24 protein-coding genes are annotated in these 25867 nt (G+C 56.4%); 11 read left to right on the top strand and 13 right to left on the bottom strand.

The window, feature by feature from the left end; translation table 11 throughout:
- The first annotated feature begins 16 nt into the window (after positions 1-16).
- Positions 17-796, top strand: coding sequence for a sulfite exporter TauE/SafE family protein (locus tag E4T21_RS13000; protein WP_149285478.1), 780 nt, complete (start codon positions 17-19; stop codon positions 794-796).
- A 278-nt stretch (positions 797-1074) separates the two neighbouring features.
- On the opposite strand, the gene E4T21_RS12995 is transcribed toward E4T21_RS13000, so the two are convergent.
- Complete coding sequence (locus E4T21_RS12995) at positions 1075-1332, bottom strand: hypothetical protein (RefSeq protein ID WP_149285477.1); 258 nt, start codon at positions 1330-1332, stop codon at positions 1075-1077.
- Between the two features lie 105 nt (positions 1333-1437).
- On the opposite strand from E4T21_RS12995, the gene E4T21_RS12990 reads away from it, so the two are divergent.
- The 3 genes from E4T21_RS12990 to E4T21_RS12980 all read left to right on the top strand — a co-directional run bounded on the left by E4T21_RS12990 (position 1438) and on the right by E4T21_RS12980 (position 3822).
- The gene (locus tag E4T21_RS12990) at positions 1438-2217 is read left to right on the top strand and encodes an AraC family transcriptional regulator (RefSeq protein WP_149285476.1); all 780 of its coding nucleotides are present in this window, start codon (positions 1438-1440) and stop codon (positions 2215-2217) included.
- A 456-nt stretch (positions 2218-2673) separates the two neighbouring features.
- Positions 2674-3231 carry a hypothetical protein gene (locus tag E4T21_RS12985; protein WP_149285475.1) on the top strand — a complete coding sequence of 186 codons (558 nt, stop codon included), beginning with the start codon at positions 2674-2676 and terminating at the stop codon, positions 3229-3231.
- A 339-nt stretch (positions 3232-3570) separates the two neighbouring features.
- A complete protein-coding gene (locus E4T21_RS12980; RefSeq protein WP_149285474.1) occupies positions 3571-3822 on the top strand; it encodes a hypothetical protein in 252 nt (83 codons plus the stop codon).
- 177 nt (positions 3823-3999) lie between these two features.
- On the opposite strand, the gene E4T21_RS12975 is transcribed toward E4T21_RS12980, so the two are convergent.
- The 4 genes from E4T21_RS12975 to E4T21_RS12960 form a co-directional block, all read right to left on the bottom strand.
- The gene (locus tag E4T21_RS12975; protein WP_149285473.1) at positions 4000-4533 is read right to left on the bottom strand and encodes an acyl-CoA thioesterase; all 534 of its coding nucleotides are present in this window, start codon (positions 4531-4533) and stop codon (positions 4000-4002) included.
- Positions 4534-4598: 65 nt separating this feature from the next.
- Positions 4599-6677, bottom strand: coding sequence for a 3-hydroxyacyl-CoA dehydrogenase NAD-binding domain-containing protein (locus E4T21_RS12970; protein ID WP_149285472.1), 2079 nt, complete (start codon positions 6675-6677; stop codon positions 4599-4601).
- Positions 6670-8796 carry an acetate--CoA ligase family protein gene (locus E4T21_RS12965; protein ID WP_149285471.1) on the bottom strand — a complete coding sequence of 709 codons (2127 nt, stop codon included), beginning with the start codon at positions 8794-8796 and terminating at the stop codon, positions 6670-6672. Before E4T21_RS12965 ends, E4T21_RS12970 begins: the two co-directional genes overlap by 8 nt.
- Positions 8793-9590: an enoyl-CoA hydratase/isomerase family protein gene (locus E4T21_RS12960; RefSeq protein ID WP_149285470.1), complete on the bottom strand. Its 798-nt coding sequence runs from the start codon at positions 9588-9590 to the stop codon at positions 8793-8795. Before E4T21_RS12960 ends, E4T21_RS12965 begins: the two co-directional genes overlap by 4 nt.
- A 609-nt stretch (positions 9591-10199) precedes the next feature.
- Between E4T21_RS12960 and E4T21_RS12955 the strand changes: the two genes are divergently transcribed.
- From E4T21_RS12955 to E4T21_RS12945, 3 genes are all read left to right on the top strand, one after another.
- Positions 10200-10727: a tripartite tricarboxylate transporter TctB family protein gene (locus E4T21_RS12955; RefSeq protein WP_149285469.1), complete on the top strand. Its 528-nt coding sequence runs from the start codon at positions 10200-10202 to the stop codon at positions 10725-10727.
- 57 nt (positions 10728-10784) lie between these two features.
- Positions 10785-12254 (top strand): tripartite tricarboxylate transporter permease, encoded by a 1470-nt coding sequence (locus E4T21_RS12950; RefSeq protein WP_240349133.1) that lies wholly within the window; start codon positions 10785-10787, stop codon positions 12252-12254.
- A gap of 263 nt (positions 12255-12517) precedes the next feature.
- On the top strand, positions 12518-13495 hold the full coding sequence (locus E4T21_RS12945; RefSeq protein WP_149285467.1) for an AbrB family transcriptional regulator: 978 nt from the start codon (positions 12518-12520) through the stop codon (positions 13493-13495).
- A gap of 134 nt (positions 13496-13629) precedes the next feature.
- Here E4T21_RS12945 and E4T21_RS12940 read toward each other — a convergent pair whose 3' ends face one another.
- From E4T21_RS12940 to E4T21_RS12910, 7 genes are all read right to left on the bottom strand, one after another.
- On the bottom strand, positions 13630-14988 hold the full coding sequence (locus E4T21_RS12940; RefSeq protein WP_149285466.1) for an MmgE/PrpD family protein: 1359 nt from the start codon (positions 14986-14988) through the stop codon (positions 13630-13632).
- A gap of 71 nt (positions 14989-15059) precedes the next feature.
- The gene (locus E4T21_RS12935) at positions 15060-16253 is read right to left on the bottom strand and encodes a CaiB/BaiF CoA transferase family protein (protein WP_149285465.1); all 1194 of its coding nucleotides are present in this window, start codon (positions 16251-16253) and stop codon (positions 15060-15062) included.
- A 193-nt stretch (positions 16254-16446) separates the two neighbouring features.
- Positions 16447-17319, bottom strand: a complete 873-nt coding sequence (locus tag E4T21_RS12930; RefSeq protein ID WP_240349132.1) for a tripartite tricarboxylate transporter substrate binding protein — start codon at positions 17317-17319, stop codon at positions 16447-16449.
- 463 nt (positions 17320-17782) lie between these two features.
- Positions 17783-18670 (bottom strand): transcriptional regulator GcvA, encoded by an 888-nt coding sequence (gene gcvA, locus E4T21_RS12925; RefSeq protein ID WP_149285463.1) that lies wholly within the window; start codon positions 18668-18670, stop codon positions 17783-17785.
- 470 nt (positions 18671-19140) lie between these two features.
- Entirely contained in the window at positions 19141-19482 is a 342-nt protein-coding gene (locus E4T21_RS12920; RefSeq protein WP_149285462.1) for an AzlD domain-containing protein, read from the bottom strand.
- Complete coding sequence (locus tag E4T21_RS12915; RefSeq protein ID WP_149285461.1) at positions 19479-20198, bottom strand: AzlC family ABC transporter permease; 720 nt, start codon at positions 20196-20198, stop codon at positions 19479-19481. The genes E4T21_RS12920 and E4T21_RS12915 overlap by 4 nt, the downstream gene beginning before the upstream one ends.
- Complete coding sequence (locus E4T21_RS12910; protein ID WP_149285460.1) at positions 20195-20728, bottom strand: helix-turn-helix domain-containing protein; 534 nt, start codon at positions 20726-20728, stop codon at positions 20195-20197. The genes E4T21_RS12915 and E4T21_RS12910 overlap by 4 nt, the downstream gene beginning before the upstream one ends.
- Before the next feature lie 505 nt (positions 20729-21233).
- On the opposite strand from E4T21_RS12910, the gene nfsA reads away from it, so the two are divergent.
- The gene (gene nfsA, locus E4T21_RS12905; protein ID WP_149285459.1) at positions 21234-21968 is read left to right on the top strand and encodes an oxygen-insensitive NADPH nitroreductase; all 735 of its coding nucleotides are present in this window, start codon (positions 21234-21236) and stop codon (positions 21966-21968) included.
- A 413-nt stretch (positions 21969-22381) separates the two neighbouring features.
- Here the strand turns inward: nfsA and E4T21_RS12900 are convergent, their stop codons facing one another.
- Entirely contained in the window at positions 22382-22804 is a 423-nt protein-coding gene (locus tag E4T21_RS12900; RefSeq protein ID WP_149285458.1) for a CBS domain-containing protein, read from the bottom strand.
- Positions 22805-23225: 421 nt separating this feature from the next.
- Between E4T21_RS12900 and E4T21_RS12895 the strand changes: the two genes are divergently transcribed.
- From E4T21_RS12895 to E4T21_RS12885, 3 genes are all read left to right on the top strand, one after another.
- A complete protein-coding gene (locus E4T21_RS12895) occupies positions 23226-23819 on the top strand; it encodes a YqaE/Pmp3 family membrane protein (RefSeq protein ID WP_149285457.1) in 594 nt (197 codons plus the stop codon).
- Between the two features lie 163 nt (positions 23820-23982).
- Positions 23983-24855: a carboxylate/amino acid/amine transporter gene (locus tag E4T21_RS12890; protein WP_149285456.1), complete on the top strand. Its 873-nt coding sequence runs from the start codon at positions 23983-23985 to the stop codon at positions 24853-24855.
- A 124-nt stretch (positions 24856-24979) separates the two neighbouring features.
- A complete protein-coding gene (locus E4T21_RS12885; RefSeq protein ID WP_149285455.1) occupies positions 24980-25861 on the top strand; it encodes an NAD(+) kinase in 882 nt (293 codons plus the stop codon).
- Positions 25862-25867: the final 6 nt, after the last annotated feature.

Below are 25867 nucleotides of genomic sequence, written 5' to 3'. Positions count from 1 at the left end.
AAGGAGAAGAAAGAAAATGGAGTTTCTCAACCTGGATCTCTCAGTAGGGCTGGTGGCAGCCTTGATGCTGGCAGCTTTTGCCGCAGGGTTTATCGATAGCGTAGCTGGTGGAGGTGGGTTGATCTTGGTGCCTTCCTTTATCCTCGCTGGATTGCCTCCACAGGTAGCACTGGGTCAGGAGAAAATAGTCAGTACCTTGGGGACGCTCGCTGCAATCCGAAATTTCATGAAGAATCGTAAGGTAATCTGGAAGGCGGTCGCTACTGGTATTCCGGCTGGTTTGGTCGGTGCCTATGTAGGGGCTGAAACGATCCTCTTTTTTGATCCAGATACGGTGGGGAAGATTATCCTGGCCCTGTTGCCAGTCGGCATCATTCTATCTTTCATGCCGAAGAAGGACCATCACGAAGGGATGCAGCACTTCTCCCCATTCAAGTTGTACGTGGGCGTTCCGGTTACGGTCTTTCTGATTGGCTTCTATGATGGTTTCTTTGGCCCCGGCACGGGAAGTTTCCTGATACTGGCTTTACATTTCATTCTGCGTTTCGATTTGATATCGGCATCTGCTAACTCGAAGCTATTCAATTTCTCTTCTAATATTGGGGCATTGGTAGCGTTCATGTTCGCGGGGAAGGTGCTCTATCTCTTGGCAATACCGTTAGTGCTGGCAAACTTGGCAGGTAACCATCTTGGTAGCAGCTCGGCACTTAAATACGGCCCTCGGATGGTTAGCAGTACGTTATCGGTCTCGATGCTGCTACTGATGGGGTCTCTAGGATATAAGTATGTGATATAGAAATTCTTGGTTTTAGGTTGTAACTCTCTAGTCGTTCATGCCATGTGCTTCTAGAGGGTTACTTTTTAAATGAGGATACGGCTGCAGAAGTGCTCTTGGGGAAATACTCATAACCTGCATCCGCCCAAGCTGACAAGTGGCCATTTTCTGGTCATGAAGACCGTATGAATGCCATCGCTGAAACTATTCCCGGCCATCACGCCAACCCCGCTTCCCTGCGGGTCCCTCGTCCAAACTTCACCGCGTATTACCGCATATAGAAGCTGCGAATGCCGGATTCATTTCTCAGCCGCCTCGACCAGCTTCCTTAATGCGTCATCCCGAATGGCAAGAACATCGAATAATCCCAGGGCCTGCAGTGCAGGCAAGGCATTGACGATGTCATGCTCAGCCTTTTGCCTTTGCTGAGCACTAGTCGTTGGATCACACCATAATCTGGCATTGACCAGAAAGGCACCGACAGTACCTTTGCGAATGACAACACCATCGCGTTCAACCTGGTTCTGGCCATCAGGTAACATGTCTTCAGCCTGCATATTCATCTCCTGTAATGCCTGTGACGTATTCAGGACATCATTGTAGGCATACCAAAATGGTCTGAGTACGCTATAAAGGACATTCAATACCTATTTGATGCCACAATGACGAGTCCACTGATTTCCCTTGAGCAAGCTTCCTCAGATGATGGCCCACCGTTGATTGCAGCATCGCGGTTGTCCAATGGGGCACGTGTGACTCAGCGTCATCACCACACACGTGGACAATTGCTGGGAGCCACCCATGGGTTGCTGTCGGTTGATACGGGCAATAGCTGTTGGGTTGTCCCGGCGACCCATGCCGTATGGATACCGCCCAACGTCGTTCATGGGCTACGTTCTCACGGGCCATTCGCAGGTTGGAGTGTGTATGTCACGGAAACCCTCTGCACAGACTTGCCCTGCCAACCGTGCACACTGGCTGTTTCTGGCCTGTTGCGCGAAGCGGTGACACGGGCTTCATCATGGGGTGAGGGGAGCCTGGATGAGGCGCAGACACGCCTGGCAGGTGTGATTCTGGACGAAATTCGTATTCTGCCCCAGGTGGCACTGGGCCTGCCGATGCCACAGGACCCGCGCCTGTTGAAGATAGCCCGTGCACTGTCGGACCAACCAGGTGACAGGAGGCGACTGGAAGAGTGGGCAACCTGGGCAAACATTGCACCACGTACACTGTCGCGCCGTTTCGTGGCCGAAACGGGTTTCAGCTTTACCGAATGGCGGCAACGCGTTCGCATGTTGAGAGCCCTAGAGTTGCTGGCCTCGGGCAGATCGGTGACAGCAATCGCACTGGACCTTGGTTATGACAACGCCAGCGCCTTCATTGCCTTGTTCCGGCATATGTTCGGCGTGACTCCGGGACAATATGCGCCACTGATGGGCTAATCAATGCCCGTTATTCCTGACATCCAGACATGACGTCGCTACTCAATACACTGTTCTGCCACAGGCACCTGTCTGTTTCCGATAGCGTCTTGCGTGCTCGGATCATGAACTTTTTCTGACACGTGACACTCTATATGCTGCGTCGCAACAAAATGCCCTATGGTTGTGACATCTACTGGAAAGAGGAATGTAGCCATGTCTACTGCAACAACACTTCACGATGCTCCGGATGTGCTCGAGTTCTGGTATCTGCAGGCGCTATGCCAGAGCAAGGCTTTTGATGCCATTGCCAGATACGTCAGATGATGGATCCTGTGTCTGGCCTCATTGACCAGTACTTTTGCTTCATTGAAATGTGATGCCTGATTGGCAGATCGACACATATCTAGTGTTTTTATGGACATGTCATGCACTATGCTGAGCCCATTTGTTATCCCTCAGCAAAAGGTGACGATCATGCATCTCAACATGCGCCAAAGCGCCAAGGTGGTCTCGCTCTCGGCCCTGTTGCTCTGCGTTCTTGCTGCCTGCACTCCAGGAGTGGAGACAAGTGAGGCCCAGGAGCAGGAACAACAACAGGAGCAGGAACAACAACAGGAGCAGCAACAAGGAAAGGCTGAGACCGGAGCCGAGACGAAGGATATGGATAACGTTTCGGGCGACCCCGTGTTGACCAGCCAGCGTTATTTCGATTTGTTGGCAGCGGGGGAGTTTGAACAGGCTTATGTGATGTGGGCTCCAAATACACCGACCGGTGAGGGCGGTAGTGATCTCTTTGAACGCTCCATGCTGGCCTACCAATCCTTCGACGGAAAAACGATGGGAGATGCCCACACGGAAGGGGCCGCCGGAACGCTTTATGCCGAGGTCCCGATTCAGGTTTCAGGCTCGCGCCGAGGGGAATCATTCTCGCGAGCAGGCACTATGGAGCTGGCACGTTGCAATGATGTGCCGGGCTGCTCCGATGATGAACGCCGCTGGAGAATACGTGCGATAAACCTCGAGGAAGAATGACAGGGAAGTCGTCTTGAGGGATTCCGTCCCAGGGTGGAAGAAGGCAAAACAGGCTGCCGGGGGCTGGCTGGTGGCCCTGGCAGGGCAAAAGTCAGGATATCGGCAGCCGATCCATTGCCTGAATATGCCTGTACGGTGAAGTTTCTCGTAAAGAGGCTTCATGTTCTTGGCTGTTGGTAAATTTATATGACAGTTTTCTTGTTATGTATCAGGGATGATTTCTCCGTTACATCATGGAAAATATCGTGCCTTAAAAAAACAATTCGAGTTTGACGTTATTGATCTGCATGAGGATATTGAAGCGGCTGTCTGAACACATTCAATATTTCTGGAGGCATTATGTCTGATTCTACTCTCCGCGTTCTGAGCAACGATGAAATCGACGTTGTTGCTGGCGGCATCAGTTTCGACGATGCGTATAACGACTTCATGGAAGGCGGCGCCCTTCTTGGTGGTGGCGCTGGTAGCCTGATCGCAAGCGCCTACACCGGGATTGCGCTGACTCCTGCTCTTATCCTGGGCTCACTGAACAGCCTGCTGGGCAGCCTGGGCGGTCTCACCGGTGGTGTTACAGGTGATCTGCTCTCATAAGTCAGAGCCTATATCATAGGCCAGAAGGCTTGGTGTAGTTCTGGGCAATGCCGAAAGGCATTGCCCTTTTGATTTTGGGGTACATGTCATGTCTGGACATATATCTTATTGCTGTATTTTTTCTTTTCCAGAATGCTACAAGGTTACGAAGTCAAGTACATGGATAATGAGAGACCATTAGCCAGCATCCTTTAGCAGATAAGGCTCCAGGAGGGTTCTTTCGCGGTCAGGTACGCGTATTGGCCTGCGAGTCTCCATGTCCAGGGTCACGACGGTGGTACACGCCTGCACGCACCGATGCTCGTTTTGCCAGAGTTCCTGGGCGAAGCGGATGGAGCTGTTGCCGATCCTTTCCACGTTCGTCCGTGCCATCACCAGGGCTCCCCAGTGGAGTTCGCGGCTGAAATTGACGTTCAGGTTGACGACCATGGTCGGTATCCGGGATCCGAGTTCCTCGCGGAACAGTGCCGCCCGACCATCCGCCAGCCAGACGGGAATCACGGTGTTATTGATATGGCCGCGCATATCGGTTTCGCTGAAGCGCGGCTTGATCGATGCTTCGAAATAGTGGCGCATGGTCCTGTACTCATACCGGAGAGTCAGAGAAGCCGGCTGACCAATAGGTTTACGAGTCGGCTGGCCAGTGAAGAACTGCTTGACGCCGGCTGCGTCATTGATGGCAGAGGCGTTGTCGGTGGTCTCTGTCGCCATCCATTGCAACTCCCTTCAGTACGCCGACTTTTCCTGTGAAGCGCTCGTAAGCGTCTGTCATCCATTCACTGCTGAATCCTATTGGCATCAAGGGCTATCAGGGTGGCGTCACCCCGTTCCTGGCCTTTGCCACTGACAGCGACGAACCGATCGAGGGCTGCATTGAGTTGGTTCAGTTGCATCCGGCGGGCAATGAAGATCGGACCGCCGCGCCAGCGTGGAAAGCCGTAGCCATGCGCCAGGGCGATATCGATATCTTCGGGACGCTGGCAGACGCCTTCGCCGAGCAGCAGCAGGGCTTCGTTGATCAGTGCCAGTACGGCGCGCTGCTGTATGTCTTCGACACTGAATGTCTTGGGCACGATGCCCTTGTCCGCGCGGTAGACGGCGATGATCTCGGCAACGTCCGGGTCGGACTGTAGCTGACTCTTGTCGTAGCGGTAGTAGCCCTTGCCGGTCTTGCGCCCGAGCCGTCCGGCTTCACAGATCAGGTCCGGAATGCCGACATAGCGCCGCAGGTGACGGCTATCGGCGGTCTGCTGGCGCATCTTCCAAGCAATATCCAGCCCCGACATGTCGGCCACCTTGAATGGCCCCATGGCGAAGCCGTAGGCCTCGATCGCGGTGTCGATCTTTTCTGGACTGGCGCCTTCTTCGAGCATGAACTCGCACTGACGCCGGTAGGCGGCATAGAGTCGGTTGCCGACAAAGCCCCAGGCGTTGGCGACGATGATCGCCTTCTTCTTCAGCCTGCTGGCGAAGGCCATTGCCGTGCATAGCACTTCGTCATGGGTCGACGCTCCGCGTACAATCTCCAGCAGTGACATGCGATGGGCGGGGCTGAAGAAGTGCAGGCCAAGTACACGTTCCGGGTACGGGATATCGGCCGTGATCACGTCAATATCGAGATAGGATGTGTTGGTTGCCAGCAGGGTGTCCTTACGCACGATCCCGGCCAGAGTGTTGAACAGCGACTGCTTGGCGCTGAGATCTTCTATGATTGCTTCGATCACCAGGTCCGCATGAGCGGCGACCTGAATATCCTCGCTCGGTGCCAGGCGAGCCAAGTGAGCCTCGCGTTGCTCGGCGCTCAAACGCTGTCGGCTGACATCACCTTCCAGTTCGCTCATGATGCGATGGATGCCGGCGTCGAGTGCGGCCGAATTCAATTCAATCAGGTCGACATGGTAGCCAGCGTTCAGAGCACAGAGGGCAATGCCGCTGCCCATGGTGCCGGCACCAATCACCGCGATGCGCTCAAGTGCACGAGGCTGCACCGGCTGCTGCGGCACGAAGGGTTTGGCGCGTTCGGTGAAGAACAGGTAGCGCAATGCCTGCGCCGGTTCGCTGCCACGCAGGGCAAGAAATTGTGCGCGCTCTTGGGCGACTCCGTCGGTGAAGCTCAGTCTTGCCGCATTGAGAACAACCTCGGCCGCCACGGTTGCAGCCGGCAAGCCACGGGCGCGGGTAACCAGCTGCTGTGCTTGTTCCTCCAGTGCGGCGCTGTCGCTGGGGTCGGGCGTTTGTGCGCTCAATGGCTGTTTACCCGCTTGGTAATCTCGGGCGAAAGCCAGGATTTCGGCGTATTGGGCGTCCGCGTCGGTGCTGGCCAGTAACTGGTCGACCAGCCCCAGGTCCAGGGCGCGAGAGGCGTTGATCGGCTTGCCTGTGACGATCATGTCGATCGCGGCTGACAGGCCGACCGCGCGCGGCAGACGCTGGGTACCTCCGGCTCCCGGGATGATGCCGACGCTGACCTCCGGCATGCCAAGGACCGCATCGGTCGTTGCCAGCCTTGCATCACAGGCTAGAGCCAACTCCAGGCCCCCGCCGAGGGTGTGACCCTTGATGGCAGCGATAACCGGCACCGGACAGGCTTCCAGGGCTGCCGTAACCTGGGGCAGGGTAGGCTCCGTCGGTTGGTTCTCGAGTTCGCGCAGATCGGCACCGGCCATCAGGTGCCGGCCGGCTCCGGTCAGGACGACTGCGTGAACCTGCTCAGCATCGATGCTCGCCAGGGCGGACAGGATTCCCTTGCGTACCGCATCCGTACTGCTGTTGACGGGGGGATTGTCGATGGTGATCACGGCTATCTCCCCCTCGCGCCGAAAATGAACCTGGCCGTAGCGCTTTGGTTCAGCCATAACGGCGCTCTCCCTCGACGTTGTCACTCTCCATCTGTTCCAGTACCAGGACGGCGTCAGCCGCCACGACACCATGGCCCTCTGGCAGGACGAACAACGGATTGATTTCAGAGGTCACCACGCGGTCGCCGAGCGCAGCGATCAGGTTCGAGAAGTCGACGATGGCCTGGGCCAGGGCATCTGTGTCGCAGTGAACAGAACCACGGTAGCCATCAAGCAGTGGCCAGGTCGTCAGTTTCCGCATCATCGTCTTGGCCTGTTCCAACGTCAGGCCGCCTTGCTCGGGCAACAGGCAGAGTGTGGTGTCCTTGAATAATTCGGCGGTCACACCTCCGGCACCCAGCAGGATCGCCGTACCCAAGGCATCACGATTGGCACCGAGAATCAGTTCGTGGCCGCCGGTGACCATCGCCTCGACCAGGAAGCGGTCCGGACGGCGGTCAATCCGGCTTCCCACATCCTGGATCATCTGCTCGAAGCGCGCGCCAATGGTGTCTGCATTCTGATGCAAGGCCACGCCACCGATATCACTCTTGTGCAGCAGGTTGGCATCCAGCACCTTGAGAACCACTGGTTGCCCCAGTTCGCGAGCCGCTTGTACGGCTTCATCGCGGCAAGTCACGACACGACTTGCCGGCACCTGGATACCCGTCCGGCTGAACAATGACTTGGCTGAGGCCTCATCGATTGCTCCTCCGGTCAGGCCGGTCAGATCAGGCAATTCGACACTGGGAGTGGGCCGTCCGCCAGGCAGTGGTTGTCCGGTAAAGTGCAGGGCCTCAAGCACAGCACTGCAGCTTTCCGGAGAACTGAATCCCGGAATGCCGGCGCGATTCAGACGCTTCAGCGTATCCGGTGCGTGGGGGCTGACGTAGGCCAGCACCGGCTTGTCATTGATATCCAGGCAGTCCTGGATAGCACCAACAACCAGGTCGGGCATGGCCAGTCCTGAAGAGCCGATGACCACGATGAGGGCATCGTAGCTATCACTTGCCAGAAGAGTACGGATTGCCTGTCGCAGTAGCTCGGGCTGCAGGCCGGCGAGTGTCACATCGATCGGATTGCGATCCAGGGCTGTCGGAGTGTTGCCCTGCAGTGCACGCAATTGCGAGGCGGTGTTGGCATCAGGTGCCGGTGTGTCGAAATGATTCATCCCGAGACTGTCGGCGATCAGTGTTCCGGCACCGCCAGTTGACGTCAGGATGGCTACGCGGCGGCCGGTCAGCTTGCGACCGGATACCAGTACAGCCGGAATGTCTAGGAACTCGTCGAAGGTGTTGGCACGGATAACGCCCAGTTCACGGAAGAATGCATCATAAACACGGTCTTCGCCGGCCAGCGCGCCAGTATGGGAACTGGCTGCACTGGCACCTGCCTCGGAACGGCCGATCTTGAACACCACCAGCGGCTTGCCGGCGTCTCGGGCACGGATGGCCGCTTCGCGAAAGCGTTTCGGGTTGCGCACACTTTCCAGGTAGAGCGCGATGACCCGGGTATTGTCATCGTCCACCAGATAGTCGATGAAGTCGCTGACTTCAAGGTCTACCTCATTGCTGGTGGATATCAGCGATGAAAGGCCTACACCGCGGCCGGCCGCACGGGAGAGCAGGGCACCGAGAATACCGCCGCTTTGGGAGACAACGGCAACATGGCCGGTGGGCAGGTCACTGACTTCAAGGGCACCACTGGCAGAGAGTGGAATCCGCGCGGACAGGTTGACCAGGCCGATGGTGTTCGGACCGAGAATGCGCATGGCGCCGGCGGCCTCTTTCAGTGCTTCCTGCAGGTCCTGTCCATCTTCACCCGCCTCGGCAAAGCCACTGGCAAGAACGATCGCTGCCTTGCAGCCCATTTGAGAAAGAGAGCGGACGGCGTCGACGCTACGCTTGGCGTTGAGCAGCACCAGGCCGACATCAGGAGCTTCCGGCAGTGCCTCGATACTGGCATAGCAGGTTAGGCCCTGGATCTCGGATGCCTTGGGGTTGACCGGATAGATGGCGCCACTGAAGCCATGCTTGAGCAGGTAGGATATCGGACGACCGGATGTCTTGCCGGGATCCGCCGAGGCCCCGATGACGGCGATGCTTCTGGGATTGAGCAGGGCGTCGAGCTGTTTCATTTGCCTGTCTCCTTGGCGCGATCGAGGAAGGACTGCACTGAAGCGCGATGTTCCTGAGAGGTGTAACAGATGCCCTGGGCCTTGCTGCCTTCAGCGAATACCTGGTGCTCTGACAACTCATAGCTGCGGTTGATGATTGACTTGGTCAGGGCGACAGCAGTACGCGAACCACTGCTCATTTCTTCGGCTATAGCCTTGGCGGTTGCCAACAGCCTATTCTCTTCGCACAACTGGTCTGCGATACCGAGCTGGACGGCTTCTTCGGCATCGACACGGCGGCCGCTGAAGATCAGGGCCTTGGCGCGTGCCAGACCAATTCGGCGTGGCAGAAAGTAGATGCCGCCGCCATCAGGTATCAGGCCGCGGGCGATGTAAGCCCAAGTGAAGGTGGCAGAGCGCGCAGCTACGACAAAATCGCAAGAGAGGGCAAGATCGGCTCCGAGCCCTGCCGCGGCGCCATTGACCGCCGCGATGGTGGGAATCGGCAGGTTGAGCAGCATGCTGGCGGCCTGATGCACGCCTTGCTGACGTTCCCATCCATTGAATCCAACCGTGGCCGGATCTGCTTCCATGCGTGTTTTCATGCCGGCGATATCACCGCCGGCGCAGAAGCCCTTGCCGGCCCCGGTGATGACCAGTGCGCGGATGCTACGGTCGCGCCGAAGGTGAGCTAGATGTTCCACCAATTCAGCGCGCATAGCATCACTCATGGCATTGCGCTTTTCGGGCCGGTTGAGTGTCAGAATGGCAATACCATCTTCCTGCTGATATTCGATGAGAGCGTCTTGATTCATGGTGGGCCTCTTGTTCTTTTCGTAAAACGAATTCGAGTGTTATTGGAAAGATAGGTGTCGGGTTGATTGTCCGAAAAAACTGAATTCACATCGGGAACAGAACACTTGTCATCGTTTGTTCATCCCGTTATCCCGCGAATTATTCTTGAATTTGCGTCTTCAGCGTGCAAATGAGTAAAGCTGCCGCCAGCACTAACAAAAAGTTAGAGGGTGAATAGAAGTAAGGGGCTGGATAAGGGGGAAGGAGCTGGATAGAGGGAGGGGCGGGTGGAGGGAAAGAGCTGGGAAGGGAGAAAGATCAAGGTAGTCGTAGTAAAGGCCAGGAGCGTAACTTGAGGAAGCTTCCATGATGCTTTTTTCTTCTGCCCAACATAAAGCTGGCCTAAGGCCCAATAAATACTCAGTTCAGCAGTGATGTGCCTTCAGCCATAGTAAGCGTCGTATTCAGAGGCATTGAGTCTCGTCGGATAGCCGTTCGATCGGTGGTGCTTGGGCATCGAATGCCAGGGTACATCGGGGAGGCAGTTGCCTCGCACAATAACAATCGGTCCACGTCCAGCGTTGGAGTGGTTACAAGCAGGACCTGCATCTGGTCCTGAGGAGGACAGAATGAATTCGTCGACAGTATCGGCTCGAAGCGCGCCGAAGGAGTCAGCCAAAACACATCGCAGGCAAGAGAGAACAATACAGATTCCCTTGGCATGGCTGGAGTTGCTGTTTGGACTCGTTTTGCTGATAGGCGTTGCAGTCTATCTATACGAAGCGACTCAACTTCCCGCTCCGATAAACCCCAAGGCAGTGGGGGCTGGCGATTTCCCGATGATGATAGCCATCGGAACCCTGGTCGCCGTTTTTATGATGTGCTGCCAAGGTCTGTGGAAAGTATTTAGGGAAAAGGAGCCTGTACTGGTGTCACTGAATCGCCCTGTCTCCGTCATTATTGCGATGTTTGTTCTGGGCGGTATTGGCGCTTTTCTGGACGCTCTGGGAGTCATCATTGCCATAGTGAGCCTGTCTGCTTTGCTCATGATGGCGGTAGGGGAACGACGGCCGCTTCAGCTCATTGCTGTTCCTCTGAGCTTGGCACTTGGCCTCTATGCTGTTTTCGTTCTCGTCCTCAGTGTCTATTTTCCTTAAGGTGTCGACATGTTTGAGAATATATTGCTTGGTTTCTCAGCATTCGCTGATCCGTTGGTGCCGATCGGGCTGGTTGTTGGTGCGTTGCTCGGATACATGATTGGGGCAGTGCCGGGGTTAGGGCCAAGCCTCGGTGTCGCGTTGCTGATTCCCTTTACCTATAGTCTCGATCCTCTGGTGTCGATCGTAACGTTGGTTGCCCTCTACGCCGCGGCTGAGTACGGCGGTGCCATTTCGGCGATACTTGTCAATTCTCCCGGCACTGCAGCTGCCGTGACCACATCCTGGGACGGTTTTCCGCTGACACAACAGGGCAAGGCCGGTGTCGCGCTGAACATCTCGATCGTTTCTTCGGGTATGGGCATTTTCGTCAGTACCATCCTGTTGTTCCTGACAGCGGTTCCCTTATCCGAATTTGCGTTAAACTTCGGCCCCACGGCCTATTTTGCGTTGGCCCTGGTGGGGTTGAGCCTTGTATCGGCCTTGTCCAGCGGCTCGGCGCTGAAGGGCGGTATCGCCATGGGCATTGGCCTTGCACTTGCGACTGTAGGGCTTGATGACCAGACCGGAATTCCCCGTTTCAGCTCACACCCCGAATTTTTCGAAGGTTTCCCGTTGGTACCGGTGTTGCTGGGGCTCTTCGCGCTTTCCGAGGTACTTTTCATGGTCGAGGCGGGGCCGTCCGAAAAGACCAAGAGTCAGCCGATGAGCGGTATTCTTGCGGTACCCTTGAAAACATTCGGCAAGTTGAAATTTCATCTGATGCGCAGTTCGCTCATTGGCTATGTCATTGGTGTCGTGCCGGGCGCAGGTGCCTCGATCGCTGCCTTTGTTTCCTACGCGGTTGCCAAGAAGACCTCGAAGACGCCCGAACAGTTCGGAAAGGGCAGCATAGAGGGCATCGCTGCATCGGAGGCGGCCAACAATTCGGCGGTATCAGGAGCTCTGGCGCCATTGCTGGCGCTGGGCATTCCTGGATCACCAACCACGGCGATCATGATTGGCGCCCTGATGATACACGGCATCCAGCCTGGCCCTTTGCTGTTCACCACCAAGCCGGAGATTCCCTACACGATCTTTGCCTCCCTCTGGATCAGCGTTCCGGTGATGGTCTTTATCGGCCTGGCGGGGGCCAGGTACTGGGCGAAAGTCGCCGATGTACCTCGTCCGGCGATTGCGGCAATCGTTGCGGCCATCTGCCTGATGGGAGCCTACGCCTCCGAAAACTCGATGTTCCCGGTGTATGTCACCTTGGCATTCGGTGTTATCGGCTACCTTCTGCGCAAGGTCAATATCCCACTGGCGCCGATCATTCTGGCTCTGGTGTTGGGCGAAATGCTTGAAACGAATTTCCGTCGCGCACTGGTCATTTCCAATGGAAATCTCGATATCTTCTATACCAGTCCGCTAACGTTGATCCTGCTGTCGGTTGCAGTTCTGTCCTTTGCGATGCCGATTGTTCGGTTTCTACACGAGAAATTCAACCTGCGTCGACATGCTCGAAAAGTCTCTCACGAAGAAGAGTAATGTTGCTATTTTGTCGAGATATAGGCTAATCCGTCCATGACGTTTCAAGCCCGTAACCGCAGATCGATTTTGATTTGCTGTTGCGGGCTCTTTTTTCTCCTTCATGTGTCATGGGTGATCGAGCATTGGCGCCTTTGGCTTCGATATTTGTGCTGCCATATGGTGGATTTATTCCTTAGGGGGTCGCATTGACCAATTTGATTAAGTTGTTGACGCTTTATTTGTCTTCAACTTCTGTAGGCTGGGCTTTTCGTGAAATAGGAATGCCATTGCCGTTCTTGATAGGGCCCATCATGTTGTCAGCCACGCTATACGTTTCAGGCCTGGTAACGACACCAGTATCTGCAAAGACCCGACCTCTGGGCCAGATGATCATTGCTTCGACGGTAGGTATGGCCTTTACCAGTGATGCGTTGGCCATCGTCATGACTATGGCACCTGTCATTGTCGGACTGACATTTCTTACCAGCATGAATGCCGTAGGAGTGTCGGTTCTGCTCAGGCGATTTACTGGGCTCGATTACCCAACGGCACTGCTGGCCACTATGCCGACCAGCCCGGTGGAAGCTGTTGTTATCGCGGAAAAGTTTGGCCTGAACCTCGGTCTGGTCGTCCTGTCACAAACCATCAGAATAGCTAGCGTTGTGGTGCTCATTCCTATCGCGTTGTATTTAGCCGATGGTTGGCCTGGCGATCCCGCTAGAGGGCTTGATTCGGCGTATGTATTCGATCTGGGTGGCGTCGCGCTACTGGCGATTTCCGCTTTGGCAGGTGGGCTTCTGTTCAAGATATTACGCTTGCCAAACCCCTATTTTTTCGGATCCCTGTTGAGCTGTGCCGTCGTATCCAGCAGTGGCCTGCAGGTGGCACCTTATCCATACCTGGTTCTGGCAGGGGCCCAAGTGGTGCTTGGCACCTGGCTGGGTTCTGTGTTTACCAAGGACCTCTTTTTCGGTGGCGGAAAGCTGACGCTTGCGCTGATCGTCTCGATGTTGTGCTTTATTCTTTTTACCAGCGCTACCGCTATTGTCTTCGCCGAGCTGATTGGCCAGCCTTGGGAAACAATGGTGCTGAGTGCCGCCCCCGGAGGAGTGACAGAAATGGCATTGACCGCGCAATTTCTGGGATACGATGTGGCGATTATCACCTCTTTCCAGGTCGTGAGGATCTGTATTCTCATGCCGGGGATACACGGGTTTATCGCCGTGGCGCGTCGATATGAATCCGAGCGTTCAGGATAACCTTTCCATTGGCAGATGGAATATCCGTGTAGTGGGTAAGAGAAGTGCGTTAATCAGTGCAGCAAGGAGGTATCGGTGGCAGTGATTGGCCCAGTGGATCATGCCGGGCCAATCGACGGGTGCAGGCTTGCGAATCAGGCGTGGGTTTCAGCCGATGGTACGACCGAGCCTGGCAGCTCGGTTCCGTACAATATGTCTCGACGCAATGCCTCTATCTGCTGACAAGTGAGGACGGACCTAGCCAACTCGTCGAACTTGTCGATCAGTTCCTGATCCGACAGTGGGTCTTCCGGATCGCCTTTCCGGGTTGCCTGGAAATGCTGGACTCGCCGGCCGTCTTTTAGATGAACGAGCAACCTGGCCATGCGTTGCTTCGGATAGGCAGAGGCCAGATCTGCATCCTCGCTGACGGTTATTCTCTGCATCAAAGCGCGAATTTCCTGCCTTGCCAGTGTCTCTGGTGTGAAAGCTGCCAGCCGGACGCCGCCCAGCAGCAATTGTGCCGCGAGGCAGTACTGAATGCTGAACCGGGCTTCTTGGGCCGAGCGGGGCTCCGGTCGGTTGCACATCTGATAGGTGGCGCTGTACCCCTCGACATGAATCGAGCCGATGTCATCGGGTACGAATCCATCGTTTTCCTGCATAAGCTTCAGCCCATCGAGCGCGGGAAATATGTGTCCGCAGCAACCGTGGTTCTTGACCGTCATGCGAGTGATAGGCGTCCAGTCGCCGATACCCTCGAGCGCTATGTCCCAGTCACCGCACGACGCGCTAGTCGCCGCGGCGTAACCTTTGTCCGCATGCAGGCTGTCAAGGGAAGCAGTGACGCCCTTGGCTGCGGCGAGGCCCGCCAGAATCCCTGCGTCGGCCGCATGGCCCGGATGGAGGGCCTTGGCCATGCCTTCACCCTGGAGATTCTGTTGATGGCCGCCGGCAAAACTGCTGGACAGGGCAATGGCATGAGCAATTCGATCTGCGTCACATCCCAGGATCATGGCGGTCGAGACGGCGGCGCCTATAGTGCCCACCGTCGAGGTGGTATGCCAGTAGCGGTAGTGGCTGGGCTGAATGGCCAGTGAAATCCGGCAGCCAACCTCGTAGCCGGCAATGATGGCGCGGTGCAGCTGTTCGAGTGAGGTTCCCTTGTCCTGTGCCATGGCCAGGGCGGCGGCAATTGTCGGGCTTCCTGGGTGATAGCCGCCATCCTTGAAGATGTCATCGAATTCGACGGTATGGCTTGCGGTGGCGTTCAGGAGGGCCGCGTGCCGCGCGGATCCGGTTTGACCATCGACGTAAGAAATGGCCTTGCCCTGGCCGCGGCTGGCGGCAAAAGCCTCGGACAGCAGTGTCGTCGGTGGAAGTACGCAACCCGGTAGTGTCGTGGCGAACCAGTCGAGGAGAGCGCGTCGTGTCGCCCAGGTCACGTCTGCATTCAAGCATTGGCTGTGCCAGGCAGCTGCCGTGTTGGCCAGTACAACAATGGGATTGGTCATGGTGTGATCTTGATCCTGAAGGCACAGGGCCGTTGGTCAACACTGTGGGTTGTGGACAGGCCGGCGAGTGCTCAGTTGATGGCGCCAGCTGCCCGCATTGCCTCGATTTCCTCTGCTTCGTAGCCGAGTTGTGTGAGAATCTCCGTGCTCTGTGCCCCCATTGGCTGCGGTGGCAGTGTGACTTCCGGCTGGCTATCGGACAAGTTGAAGGCAGCGACCGGGACCGTCAGGCCGTTGATGGCACTATTGGGAACCGCATGCTTGTACAGTACCTGTTGGTTGGCCACCTGGTGGTCGGACAGAGTTTCTTCCATGCGGCGTATGCGCGCGGCCGGGATGCGTCTCTTCTGCAAGAATTCTTCCCAGTAGTCCGCCGTCATTGTGCCGATGATCTTCGATAGGGCGTCGCTTTCTTCGGCATGGGCGTCCAGGCGCTGATTGTTATCGGTCTTGATCATGTCTTCGCGACCGAGCGCTGTCCAGAGGCGCCGCTGTTGCTGAAGGTTCGAAGCGGCGATCATTATCGGTACGTCGGCCGCTTGATAACAGCCAATGGTGGCGAAGGGGAAGGTGTTGCCCTTTTGCTCGGGGTGTTTGCCGTTCCAGAGATAGCCGGTGAGGTGGGAACTGGACAGTATCAGCGCAACGTCGAGCATGGAAACATCAACAAATTGGCCTTTACCGCCGTTCCGTTCACGCTGGAACAGGGCGGTCGAGATCGCAAGGGCCGCCGTCGTGCCAGTGGCATAGTCGACCACTGGAGCGCCCGATTTCAGGGGTCTGCCGTCGCCATGTCCCGTCATTGCCATCATGCCGGAGAATGCCTGGATCACGTTGTCGTAGGCGGTTTGCTTACGACGGGGGCCGGTCGATCCGAAGGCGGAAATCGAACAATAGATCAGCTTCGGGTTCAGTTTAGACATTTCTTCATAGCCCAGGCCGAGCTCATCGAATGCACCTGGCCGGTAGTTTTCCACGAATACATCTGCCGTTGAAATGAGTCGCATCATTGCCTCACGCCCTTCGGGGGTCTTGAGGTCGAGTGCCAGCGTTTTCTTGTTGGAAGCCTGAGCCATGAATGCGGTGCCCATTCCGATGTCGTTCAAGGCACGGTCAGAGCCCTGCATGCGTGCCTGATCGGGGTCATTGGGAGACTCGACCTTGATGACTTCGGCCCCCAGTACGGCCATTTGATAGCTGGCAAAGGGGCCCGCGAGTACATGTGTTGTATCGACGACTCGAATTCCATCAAATGCTTTGGTCATGGGGACTCACCTGATTACGTACCGGAGTTTTAGCAGGAGACCGAACCGGTCTGGGCGGGGTCTCGAGATCGAAGTTATGGGGGCGGGAAAGTTTCGTATGGCGGTTATTGGCCATCGAAGCCCATCAGGTCACACCGAAGGGGGCACTTACCCCTTCGGTGCAAGATGTGGCGAACAAGGAGGCATGCAGCCGTTACTCGCTAATGCCCGCTGTCTTCAGCTGTTTTTCCGCGATGTCACTGATCCGATGAACGAAGTCCGTGTACTCCTCGGGGCCCATCCAGGAATCGACGACCCCGGCATTGCGCGCATAGGTCTGGTAGTCCTCCGCACGCATCGCCTTGTGGAAGGCATCGGCAATTTTCTGTTGGATGTCCATCGGGATATCTGCTGGACCGAATATGCCTCGAACCTGCAGCCAACTGGTGTCGACCTCATAACCTTGCTCGCCGAAGGTAGGCAGATCAGGCAGGCCGGTCAGGCGCTCTTCTCCCAGGACACCCAGGCCGGTGATGCGGTTTGCATCGAAGAAGGAACTTACCGAGCCAAGGTTAGAGACGCCCACATCCACGTGGCCGCCCAGCAGCGCGGCGACAATATCTGGTGTGGAGTTGAAGGCGACCCAGTTGAACTTGACGTCAGCGGCCTCTTCGAGCATTGAAATGCCTATGCTCTGCATCGAACCGATGGGGCCAAAGCCTCCCATATTGATCTGCCCATCGTTTTCCCGGGCCTTGGCGATCAGGTCGTCAAGGTTCTTGATATCGGAATCGGATTTGACGAACAGCAAGATGGCATCTTCCTGTGTCGAGGCGATCCAGGAGAAATCATCAGGCGTGAAGGTTCCCTCGAGATTGGTCAGCATGGACGTGAAGTGGGTCAGCGTATTGACGCCAAGTGTCAGGCCATCAGGTTTGGCGCCACGAACCCGCGTCATCTGGGTAGCGCCGCCCCCGCCGGGAGAATTGATAACGACAACCTGCTGGCCGATCTCTGGTTCCAGCGACTTCGCCAACGTCCTGATGAATACATCCGCAGAGCCACCCGCCTTGGTGTGCATGATCATGTTGACGGGACCCGTCGGCCAGTCATTGTCGGCCAGGGCTGTTCCTGCACTACACAGCAATATCGTGGCGGCAAGGCTGGTCGTGCTTAGGACACGGCGGGTTGTGCTTAGACAGAACGTACTTGGACAGAATGTGCTTAGACAGGCTGTGTTTAGATAGCTGCAGGCGTTCTTTGTGATTTTCTGTAGCATGTCCGGCGCTCCAATTGGGTATTATTCTTTGAATATCTGATGCTGGGGCTGAGCCCTTGCATCAAGAATCCCAAAAAGCATGTGAGCGTGGTACTGATGATTTGTCAGTCATTGGGCATGTTTTGGTCAGGCAAGCCTGGGCGCTACTCCAGGTTCGTCATTGGCGCTTTTGTGGCGACTTTTGCAAAGGAGAGAGCCAACAATAAGGCTCGAATATCGAACCCATTGAATCTAGGTCAAGATGGGTTGGCTGAAGAATGAAGGTGGGAAGTTATTGCGTATTGGCCAATAGTTCGCGCATCCAGGATAAAAATTTCAGCAGTGGCTCGGATGGCTTCATGTTTCGCGGCCATGTCAGGTAATAACCTTCACCTGTTTTGCACGTGGTCTCAAAGGGCGCAATAAAACTGCCATTCTGAAGTTGGCGTTCTATGAAGACCTTGACTGCGATAGCCACACCAATGTTCATCGAGGCCGCTTCGTAGGCCAAGGCTGAGTTGTCGAAGCGAATACCGGCATCGGCGTCGATGTTGGCGCCGGCCGACGAAAGCCAGCTGGCCCAGTCGTTGGGGCGTGCCATGGAGTGCAGCAGGCGTATGCGGGACAGGTCCTGTGGTGATGTCAGTTTCGCCGATTCCATCAGCGCCGGGGAGCATATCGGGATGAGCTCGATGTCCACCAGCTTCTCGGCATGCAGGTCGGGCCAGTCGCCGCGGCCAGAGCGGATGGAGGCGTCGATATTCTGCGTGTCGAAATCCACCGGTGACAGCGAGGACGATAACCTGACTTCGATAGATTCGTTAGTGTCATGGAAGTTGGCCAGTCGGGGGATCAGCCAGCGTTGCGAGAAGGTCGTATAGGACTGAATCGAAAGAATATCTCTTCGGCCCCGGCGCGACACCTTGCGCGCGGCACTGCCGATGTCCTGAAAGGCCTGAGTGATGCCTTCATACAGCTCCTTGCCCTCGCGTGTCAGCTCGATACCTCTGTGCAGGCGCCGGAAAAGGGCGACACCCAGGTAGTCCTCGAGCACCCGAACCTGGCGACTGACGGCAACCTGGGAAACGTTCAGCTCCTCAGCTGCGCTGGTCAGACTGCAAAGCCGTGCTGCGGCTTCGAAGGTTCTCAGTGGGTTAAGGGGAGGGAGGGGGTATTTCATTTCACCACCGTAAAAAGTTAGGCAGGATGCACTCTTGCCGATCTTGGGTACCTGGTCATACCAGCGTCATGAGTAAGCTCAAACTGGCCGGTAAAACGCTAACCGTGTGGCAGCTGTTGGGAACCGACCCGGCCAGGGAATGGGAGGCTCACTCCAGGCCCCGCTAGTGGTCGGCGTGGGGCTGGGTATTGCACTCGTCCAGTGCGCGCAGGGTTTCCTGTCGTAGAGAGTTTGACGCTGGAGTCTCGACGACTCGTACGATAAAGCGTTCGCCGTGACCGATAGGCAAAGGCAGGACACCTTTACTTCCAGATTGATCTGGCGACGAGATCGCTGACAACGGCACGAATGGTATCACGCACTAGAGTGAGCGCCTTTCCCGACTTTGGTCTTGTCGCATAGCCATGCAGAGGAGGCCTATCTGTGGAGCGCTCTGCATGCCTGGTGCCGGTGGAAATATGGATGATCACTTACAGCATGCTACCCACCACGATTACCATCCCGAAGGTCGCGACGCCTGCGGCGACTGGCCAGCCAAGGGTTCGGGTGCGATACCATACTCCGAAAGTGACGATACAGCCGAGGAGAGTGGCACTCCAGCTAGTGGCGTCTGGTTGCTGAGGAATCAGTGACACGCCAAGTACAGCAGCAATCATCAGCGGACCGAGGATGCCGAGCCATTGGGGAAGTGCGTCAACATCGCTATTGGCCTGTTGGCGCAAGTGCCTGCGCATCCACAGTAAAGGCAGCATGCGCATGGCGAGGGTGCCCAGTGCCGTGACCAGTACAGCGATCCATAGTGCGCTGCTCATGTCGTGCTTCCTCCACGCGGTTGAATGGTATAGAACGCTGCAGCACCCAAGACAGCAGCCAGCGGAATGGCCACATTGCTGTAACCGAACAGCGCCAGGGCAAGTGCCGCAAAGGTCGCAACTGACAGGGCGAGTACCCAGCGGATGGAGGTACAGCGAGGTATCAGCAGCACCAGGAACAACGATGGCAGGGCAAAGGGCATGACTTCACTGAGCAGTGGCCAGCTCTTGATCATCCAGTCACCGGCAATGGCGCCCAGGGCTGACCCGGCTACCCAACTACCCCAGGCCAGTCCGGCGGCCCCTGTGTACCAGCCGATTCGTTGTTGTTCGGGCATGTGTGGCAAACGGCTGTGGGCGAGAGCGAAGATCTGGTCGGTCAATCCATGCATCAACCACGGCCACCAACGATTCCTGGTCAGCCAGGGTGCAATGTTCGGTGCATAAACGATGTGGCGAATATTGATCAGCAGCGTCATGGCGACCGTTAGCCAGAGGGGCGCACCACCGGCAGCCATGCCAACGAACAGAAACTGGGAGGCACCTGCATAGATGAGCGTCGAGATGACGATAGTCTCCCAGGCATTGAATCCGGCCTGAACCGAAATCAAGCCAAATGAGATGGCAATCGGAATATAGGCACCGAGCAAGGGGATGGCGTCACGCATGCCCGCAAGCCAGGGGCGGGAAGATTGCAAGAGGGCTTGTGAGCTCATGGGGCTGTTCCTCTTGAAGAGGTATAGATGATGGTGACCAACAAGGTCGCCCAGTTTTCTCCCGTCATGTATTGATGTGGCCGGTCCGCTTCGAAATCCGTGCTTTCACCAGCCTTGATATATTGCAGAGCACCTTCAGGGCCTACCTGGATCTCACCGCTGATGACAGTGATGGTTTCCCGTGCACCAGGGGTATGAGCCTCCGCATGACGGCTGGTATGAGGCGCGCATCGCATCCAGTAGGCATCCACCGGGGGGCTTCCCTTGCCCTGGTCAATCAACTGGACTTGTACACCGTCTTCACCCAACGGTATGGCGATAGGCTTGACCAGCGTGCCAAACGGCACCTGTAGCTGAACGGCCAGGCGCCATAGTGTGTCCAGGGTGGGGTTGCCCTGGCCCTGTTCGAGACGTGACAGATTTGACTTGGCGATACCAGCTTGAGTGGCCAGCTGCGATAACGACAGGCCCTGGGCAATGCGCAGAGACTGCAGGTGCTCACCCAAGGTGCCGAGGGAAAGGGTATCCATGTGTGATATGTCCAGAATTTTGCTGTTCAGTCGCCCGGGCTCTATCCAGCCGCCCGGTAAGGCATCACGCTGGTAGTCTGAAGCTGATGCCTGAGAGTGTTCCATTTATCGAACGTTCTATAAATGGAACATTAGAGGCGTTATATGGAGAGGTCAAGCCTAGTCTTGGCGATAGTTAGTCTTTGGCCATAGTTAGTCTTTGGCCATAGGCAGCGCTTGGTCGAGGACATCGCTGATCAAGAACAGCGCTTGGTCAAGGACAACGCTCGGTCAAGGGCAGCACCGGGCCACAGACCAAAAGGCATTCCGGGGTACGCTGTCTAGGGCGGCTTTTATACCGCCGGCGCCGGAGGGTAGCCGCCATTTCCAGACTCGGAGCGCCCATGACATTATCATTAGCAGGGAAATGATTTTCTCAATGCGATAACCTATGCCGCATACCTCTGGTAGATGTCTTCAGCATCATCCGGAGAGCATCGTCCACCGACTTGGTTTACTGAACATCATGAACTCGACCATCGAACTGCTGAAATCCCACCGTTCCATTCGCAAGTTTACTGATCAGCCGATTCCCCGGGAGCTGCTGGTCGAGCTGATACAGGCTGGCCAAGCTGCCGCGACTTCCAGTCATGTGCAGGCCTACAGTGTGATTCATGTCAAGGATCAGGCGAATCGCGAGATGATCGCCGAACTGTCGGGTGGACAGTCCTATGTCGCATCCTGTGCCGCTTTTCTGGTGTTCTGCGCAGACATGAAACGACCCACAGAGGCTTCGGAGCGCGCAGGCTCTCACGTCGTGCGCGGGATGACGGAACAGCTGCTGGTAGCCAGTGTGGATACGGCGTTGTTTGCCCAGAATGTGGCCATCGCAGCAGAGTCGGAAGGGCTGGGACTCTGCTATATCGGGGGGATTCGCAACAATCCCCAGCAAATCAGCGACCTCCTGCATCTACCCAAGCATGTCTATCCCGTGTTCGGCATGTGTCTTGGCTATCCTGCACATCAACCTGATATCAAGCCACGCCTGCCAGTGGAAGCGATCCTCAAGGAGGATTACTACACCGATGACCAAGCCCTGGTAGAAGCCTTTGATGAGTCCATTCACGCCTACTATCAGTCGCGCAAGGGTGGTGGCAACAAGGACTCCAACTGGTCACGCAACCTGCGACCTCTGTTCGATGACAAGCTGCGTGCCCACATGCGTGAGTTTCTGATCGAGCGTGGCTTTGAGATGAAGTGAACCGAGTGCCGATTCAGTGATCAGAAGAGCAGGATACTGTTTCTAGACGTGATGTAGGACAGCGAATGCCCGCCTTGCTCGGCGCAATGAAAAAAATCTGAACACTGAGAGAACTTTTCTGAACAAAGTTGTCAGAGTAAGTACAGACAACATGCGCGATGGCAGTCGCTAGCAGTGTTGTTCTGGTTTGCTAAATCGATCTTTGCGCCCCATGTTCTGCATGGGGCGTTTTTTTTACAGAGAGGCCTTTGTGGGCTGCCGCAGTGAACTGCCAGGGGCCGAGTCGGTTCATGAGGTGTATGAAAAGAAGGACAGCCTGTCCTGAGCATGACTCAGGCCCTGGTCACCGGTGACCAGGGCCTGAGTGGCAAGCACCATAGGGTGATAAGAGTGGCAGGACAAGAGTGGCGACGTCAGGCGCTACGCAGTTGTCGACGCATGCTCAGCACCGCATTGAGAACGTCCCGCCGGGTGACGATGCCAATCAGCCGTCCTTGTTCAGTGACAGGGTAGATCTTGGGTTTGGCGCCCAGCATCTCCTGAGCCAGGTCGACGATACTCTTGGTCGGGGAGACGGTCAGCACTTCATTGCGCATCAACTCGTTGACCAATGGGGCCTCGACATCCAGATACAGGCTTTCGATCACCTTGCCCAGGACATCCTGCTCTGAAATGAAGCCGATGACATGGTCATGACTATCGACAACAGGGGCCCCCGGTAAGCGGTGGAGCGCCAGTCCTTCTGCCAGAGTGGAAATCGATGTCGTACCAGTGACCCGATAGCAATCACGGGACATGATGTCGCGGACAATGGATGGAGGGGCTTTCAGGGGCATGGTTGCTCTCCTAGTTGTCAAGGACGGTTACCTCTGTCCGTCCTGTTCTACACGGCCGGTATTCGGGCGGCGCAGGATGCTTGCAGAGCCGTTCAGTCAATGCATGAATTCAGCGTAGCTCACTACAGCATGAAATATGGGTAAGAGAATGCTGAAATATACTTGTTGGTCCTGCATCAGAGACCATAGGATCTGGGCGGCAAAGGAAACACTGCATTAATGCCTGCGCGTGCGAATCACTTGGCTATAGCCGCCATCCATGGCGGTTACCCTACGGGCCATCCGAGGGATGTTCCAATTCGCTCCCGGCGAATTGGTGCGCGGTGCTCACCATCCTCACCTATACCCTATAGGCTCCGGTTGTTGCGCTCCGTGCGCCTTGTGCGAACCCATGCTCCGGCATAAAGCGAGAGACTAGCCTATGGATGCGAAAGAGTACCTGGCCCGAAAAGGGCTTGATGGAAAGAAAGACAAGGAGAAAGCCACAACCCTTGAAGAGAAGGCATGGGAGCGTGCTCGTGGCTCTCATGACCATCGCCCCAAGGCAGGAACGCCCCATGATTGGGAAGACTGGGAGCGCTACCATGACGTGCTCGCCGAAGGTGCAGAACAGCTGGAGCAGAAGATCGATCATCAGGCGCATCACGATGCTGTCGAACCACTTTCTGGCAGCGGCAAGGCTGCAGGAGGTGTGGAGCACTTTACACCTGAGCCCTCTCAGGGGGCCGCCACTCGGGCTTCAGTCTCTCCTGAAACCGCAGCGCATGAGCCTCTCCAGCCAGGAAGCATACACTCCCGAGAGGGAATGGCCCGGGCGTTGGTGGCATCGCCTTCAGCGCGCATGGCGCTGCTGTTGCTGGCGGTCTTGCTGCCTCCCCTGGCAGTTGCCGTGAGCGAAGGAGGACCTCGACGTACGGCCATTGCCTTCATGCTGATGCTGGTGGGATGGCTGCCCGGAGTGGCCTATGCAGTGTGGTGGCTGCTGAAGCTGTATCGTCGACATCAGGAAGAATAGCGATTATACCGTTATCTTCCTTGAGGTGTGGCACCTACACATGATGCCTTGCTGCTCATGAGAAATCAGAGTGGCGAGGGTGCCTCCGTATTTCCCTTGTTCAGCAGTGCATGCAGGTTGCCGTATACTTGCCGTCAACTTGATGTTGCTTATGGAGTTGACGGTGAGCCTGCTTGTCCTGGTGACAGCCCTCTGGGCCTTTTCGTTCTCATTGATTGGTGTCTACCTGTCTGGTCAGGTGGACAGCTACTTTGCTGTGCTGATGCGTGTAGGACTGGCATTTCTTGTCTTCTTGCCATTGCTCCGGCCGCGCCTGTTGCGTCCCAGGCAAATGGTGGTGCTGCTGGGGGTGGGGGCGCTCCAGCTGGGCGTGATGTACATCTTTTTCTACCAGTCCTTCCTGTTGCTGTCGGTTCCGGAAGTCCTGCTGTTCACCATCTTCACGCCCATCTACATCGCATTGCTCGACGACCTGTTGTTTGGTCGTTTTACGCCGTTCTATCTGTTGACTGCCATATTGGCTGTCATTGGTGCTGCGGTCATTCGTTACCAGAGCGTCAGTGAAAGCTTCTGGGCAGGTTTCTTGGTCGTGCAGGGAGCCAATCTGTGCTTTGCCCTGGGGCAGGTCGGCTATCGTCGTTTCTCGGCGACCCTGCCTGACGAACTGCCGCGTCATAGTGTCTTCGCCTGGTTCTATCTCGGTGCCCTGGTGGTAGCACTGCCTGCCTTCTTACTGCTGGGCAACGTAGAGGCGTTGCCGACAAGCGGGCTGCAATGGGGAGTGCTGTTGTGGCTCGGGCTGGTCGCTTCCGGGCTGGGCTTCTTCATGTGGAACCTGGGGGCGGTAAAGGTTGATGCCGGAACGCTGGCGATCATGAACAATGCACTGATACCGGCAGGGCTGCTGGTCAATCTGGTGATCTGGAACCGAGATGCCGATCTGATGAGATTGGCACTGGGAGCTGTGATCATCGGCGTCTCCTTGTGGCTCAACCACTGGTGGAAGAAACGCAAGGAAGCTGCCTTGGTGTCCTGAGGTGAAGGTAAATCAGGCGTCCTGAGGTGCATCAGGAAACCTGAAGCCATCTGATCATGCGGCGGGTTTGCCCGCTTCCCGGCAGGTCGCCATAATGAGCGCTTGCCTAGCGAAGGATGCGTGCATGCAAGCGTTCAAGAATATTGGTCTGATCGGTCGCCCGGGGAGTGCCAAGGTACTGGAGACTCTCAAGCGCCTGATCCGCTTTCTGGATAACCAGGGCTACCATGTCATCGTCGAAGACAGGACCGCTTCGACGTTGCTGGAACGAGGCCATGCCGAAGCCAGCCGTCGGCTGCTCGGCGAGTTATGCGATTTGGTGATTGTGGTCGGAGGCGATGGCAGCCTGCTGGGAGCTGCGCGTACTTTGTGTCATAGCGGTACGTTGGTGCTTGGCGTGAATCGCGGACGCCTTGGCTTCCTGACGGATATCTCGCCGGACGAACTGGAAGAAAGAGTCGGTGAGGTCCTGGAGGGCAAGTATGAAGTGGAACAGCGCTTCCTGCTCGATGCAGAACTTTACCGGGGCGATGACCTGGTGGGTAGCGGTGATGCTCTGAACGAGATCGTGCTGCACCCGGGAAAGGCCGTGCGCATGATCGAGTTTGAACTGTTCATCGATGGTCAGTTCGTCTACAGCCAGCGCAGCGATGGCCTGATTGTGGCCACGCCCACGGGTTCCACGGCATACGCCATGTCCGGTGGTGGTCCTATCATGCATCCCAAGCTGGATGTTCTGACATTGGTTCCCATGTTTCCTCATACCCTGTCCAGCCGGCCTATCGTGATTGATGCGGCCTGTGAGATTCGGGTACATATCGGTGAAACCAACCAGACATACCCGCATATCAGCTGCGATGGTCAGACTCGGGCTGTGGCCAAGCCTGACGATGTATTGGTGATCCGCCGCAAACCGAAGTGTGTGCAACTGGTGCATCCGCTCGGCCACAACTTCTACGATGTGCTGCGTAGCAAGTTGGGCTGGAGCCACCGGTTGGGAGATTGAGGTGAC

This window comes from Halomonas binhaiensis, assembly GCF_008329985.2.
GTDB lineage: Bacteria > Pseudomonadota > Gammaproteobacteria > Pseudomonadales > Halomonadaceae > Halomonas > Halomonas binhaiensis.
Note: the sequence above shows the minus strand (reverse complement) of the source record. Positions and strands in the feature narration are given on the sequence as shown.